The 2,980-nt window shown below is 65.1% G+C and carries 3 protein-coding genes; 1 reads left to right on the top strand and 2 read right to left on the bottom strand.

What is annotated here, in order from left to right:
* The first annotated feature begins 179 nt into the window (after nucleotides 1–179).
* Nucleotides 180–812, top strand: coding sequence for a class I SAM-dependent methyltransferase (locus EN935_RS29110; protein WP_127262622.1), 633 nt, complete (start codon nucleotides 180–182; stop codon nucleotides 810–812).
* A gap of 288 nt (nucleotides 813–1,100) precedes the next feature.
* Here EN935_RS29110 and EN935_RS29105 read toward each other — a convergent pair whose 3' ends face one another.
* Both EN935_RS29105 and EN935_RS29100 read right to left on the bottom strand, forming a co-directional pair.
* Nucleotides 1,101–2,534, bottom strand: a complete 1,434-nt coding sequence (locus EN935_RS29105; protein ID WP_127262623.1) for a S8 family serine peptidase — start codon at nucleotides 2,532–2,534, stop codon at nucleotides 1,101–1,103.
* A partial coding sequence (locus EN935_RS29100; protein ID WP_127373887.1) for an anti-sigma factor occupies nucleotides 2,524–2,980 on the bottom strand: 457 nt, incomplete at its 5' end. The genes EN935_RS29100 and EN935_RS29105, both read right to left, overlap by 11 nt.

Below are 2,980 nucleotides of genomic sequence, written 5' to 3'. Positions count from 1 at the left end.
CGGTAGACTGACCAAAATCCGTGAATGCGTTGACACGCAAGCGCTGGCCCGGGCCTCGCAGTTGGACGCGCCCGGGCCGGCTTAGAGCTGGCAGACTGCGGCCGACGGTTCGGGTGAATCAGCCGAAAACCGCCTCATTGTTCGCCGCGCACTCGTCCCCAACCGTAAAGGAGATTCCGATGTACGACCAATCCAAGCTATCCGAGTTGACCCGGTTCGCACGTATAGATGCGGGCTCCACCGTCATTGACGTGTACCCAGGCGACGGAGACTGGACGCGCCTGTTCTCCGACGTCGTGGGACCCAAAGGGCGGGTCTTCAGCTTCGTGCCGGCCGAAGTCGCCCACTTCAAGAACGATCCGGTCGGCCGCATCCAGACGCTCTCGAAGGAGCCGGGCCGAGGGAACGTCGAGGCCGTCTCAGCGGACCTCGTGGCGATGCCAGAGGTCACGCAACCAGCGGATGTGCTGTGGCTGCACCTGTTCTACCACGATCTCCACACCGCGCTGATCCAGGCGAGGGGCGCGACGGCGGCCGACTTCAATCGAGCCGTCTACGATCGGCTGAAGCCTGGTGGATCCTACGTCATCGTAGACCACGCCGCCGGCGTCGGGGCGGGCACGAGCGACGCCCAGTCGCTGCATCGGATTGAGCCTGCATCTGTTCGCGAGGAGGTCGAGGCGGCCGGCTTCGTACTGGACGCGGAAAGCACCATCCTCGCGAACAATGATGATGCGCACTCGATCAAGGTGTTCGATCCCTCGATCAAGGGCGAGACCGATCGCTTCGCCTACCGATTTTTGAAGATCTAACACTGAGCTATTCGCCAACGATGAGGTCGGCACTCTTACGGGACGCGGCTTTGACAAGTGCGACGACCGATTGTGGGTTGGTTTCGGAACGACAGCTTACCGCAGAAGCTGGTTGAAACCGGATCGTCCGCTGTCGGCCCATCCCGGTCATTCGACAACCGGTGGCGAATGACTGTTTCTGATTTAATGTAGTTGCTGCTCGTGCCAGCCTCGGGCTTCCGCTGCCCACCCGTCTCAGCCATTGGCGTCGGTTGATTGAGTTTTGACCCAAACCCACTTCGACTGACCTTACTCCTTTGCCGCCGCCTTGATATCCAGCAGCCCGTAGCCAAAATCATTGTCGCGTCCCTTGGGGCCGAGATCCCTGGCCGTTGCCGCCAGCGCCTTTTCGATGTCGTCGGCCGAGCGATCGGGCGCGGCATGGATGAGATTGGCGATGGCGCCGCTCACGATCGCAGCCGCAAACGAGGTGCCGGTGACCACGTCCGAGCCGGCGCCGCTCGGTGCCACCATCTCGACGCCGGGCGCCGAGATGAAGACATAGGCGCCGCGATTGGCCTGCGGCATCAGCCCGTCCCTGGCATCGGTGGCAGTCACCGCGATGACGCTATCGAAAGCGGCCGGATAGCCATAGGGCGCCTTGGGCCCGTTGTTGCCGGCGGCGGCGACCAGCACGATGCCGAGCGCGCGGGCATTGCGACAGGCGACGCCGAGCAGGTCGTTCTTCGGCCCGACAAAGCTCATATTGATGATGCGCACGTCCTGCTCCGCCGCCCAGTCGAGCGCCGCCAGGATGACGTCCATGGTCGACTTGCCGCCCTCGAAGGCACGGGCGTGGTAGATCCTGGCCCCGGGCGCCATGCCTTCCAGCGCGCCGACGCCGGCGATCAGGCCGTCGATAGACGTACCGTGATCGCGCTTTTCGATCGGCACGTCGGGCATGGCGTCGAATTGCCCGGCAATGACGCCTGCCAGCGCCGGGTTGGTGTCGTCGATGCCGGTGTCGATCACCGCGATGCGGACGTTTTCGCCGCTGGCCTGTTTGGCATCGAGCGCGATGCGGTCGAAGGCATAGTTGACGATGCTGGCGGCCTGCTGCAGCGAATAGACATGGTTGGGCTCGCGCCGCTGGGTGCGGCCGTCGGCGGCCAGTTGGGCCAGCACGACGCCGACGGGCCGGCCGTCGGGAATTCCGAAGCGCACCAGCGTGGTGCCAAGCAGCCGCGACAGGCGCTGCGAGCGCACCTGCAGGCCGAAGGAAGCGGCGATCTGCTGGACAGTGCCGGCATCGCCGTCGACGGTCACCAGCACCTCGTCGGGCACGAAATCGCCAACCACCGCGCGCGGTGGCTGAACGGCGATGAGATCGGTCGGCGAGATGATCGGGCCGCCGGGCGGGGGGCCGGCTTGATTGTCGGCCGGTGGCGTCGCGGGCGCCGGCCGTGGCGTCGGCACCGGCGCCGGCGTCGCTGCCGGGTTGGGAAACAGGTCGACGATCAGCGCCGGCAGGAAGACAGCGCCGGGCTGCGCCGCATCCGATCCGCCCTTTGTGTCAGTGCCATCCTTGGCGCAGTCGGCTCCCGCCGCGTTGGTCCCGTTGCGGCAGTCGATTTTCGTCTGATCTGGATTGGGGTCGTTGGTTTGCGCTGACGCAGGCACGGCGGCGATTGTCATCGCCGCCGCAAGCATTGCCGCAAATCGAATGACTGCCTCAGCCGCCATCAACCGGTTTCCTTCCCTCGATCACAGTCTCCGTAAAAGGCTGGGCGGCAATAAGGCCGATTTGCTTCGTGTAGTCGGCTGCGTTGGCGGCCGGCATGCCAAGCCGGAACACGCCGTCGGCGGTCGGTCCACCGGTGATCTTCAGACCGTTGCTGCCGAGGAACCCCGAAATGTCCGACATCCTTGCATCCGGCTTGAACTTGACCAGGGCGAACGGCATTTTCGCCAGATCGTCTTCAGCGCCGGCAATCTCGAAATCATTTCCCTTGCCGCCAGGCTCGACAAACGACTGCACCATGACCAGGGCCAGCAGAACCGCGGCCGCGGCCCAGGCGACACCGACCGGCACCGCCATGAAGCGGCCCCAGGCCTGCGCCAGCCAGGATGAACCTGCCGGCTTGCGCGCAGGTCCAGCCTCGGCGTCCAACGCCTTGGCGAAGCGGCTG

The sequence above is a fragment of the Mesorhizobium sp. M7D.F.Ca.US.004.03.1.1 genome (genome assembly GCF_003998635.1).
GTDB classification, from domain to species: domain Bacteria; phylum Pseudomonadota; class Alphaproteobacteria; order Rhizobiales; family Rhizobiaceae; genus Mesorhizobium; species Mesorhizobium loti.
The sequence above is the reverse complement of the archived record's forward strand: the minus strand, read 5'-3'. Positions and strand labels throughout refer to the sequence as shown.

Excerpts from the sequence above, each read along its gene's own strand:
- EN935_RS29105 (WP_127262623.1), bottom strand. The coding sequence starts at position 2,534 with ATGGCGGCTGAGGCAGTCATTCGATTTGCGGCAATGCTTGCGGCGGCG.
- EN935_RS29110 (WP_127262622.1), top strand. The coding sequence starts at position 180 with ATGTACGACCAATCCAAGCTATCCGAGTTGACCCGGTTCGCACGTATA.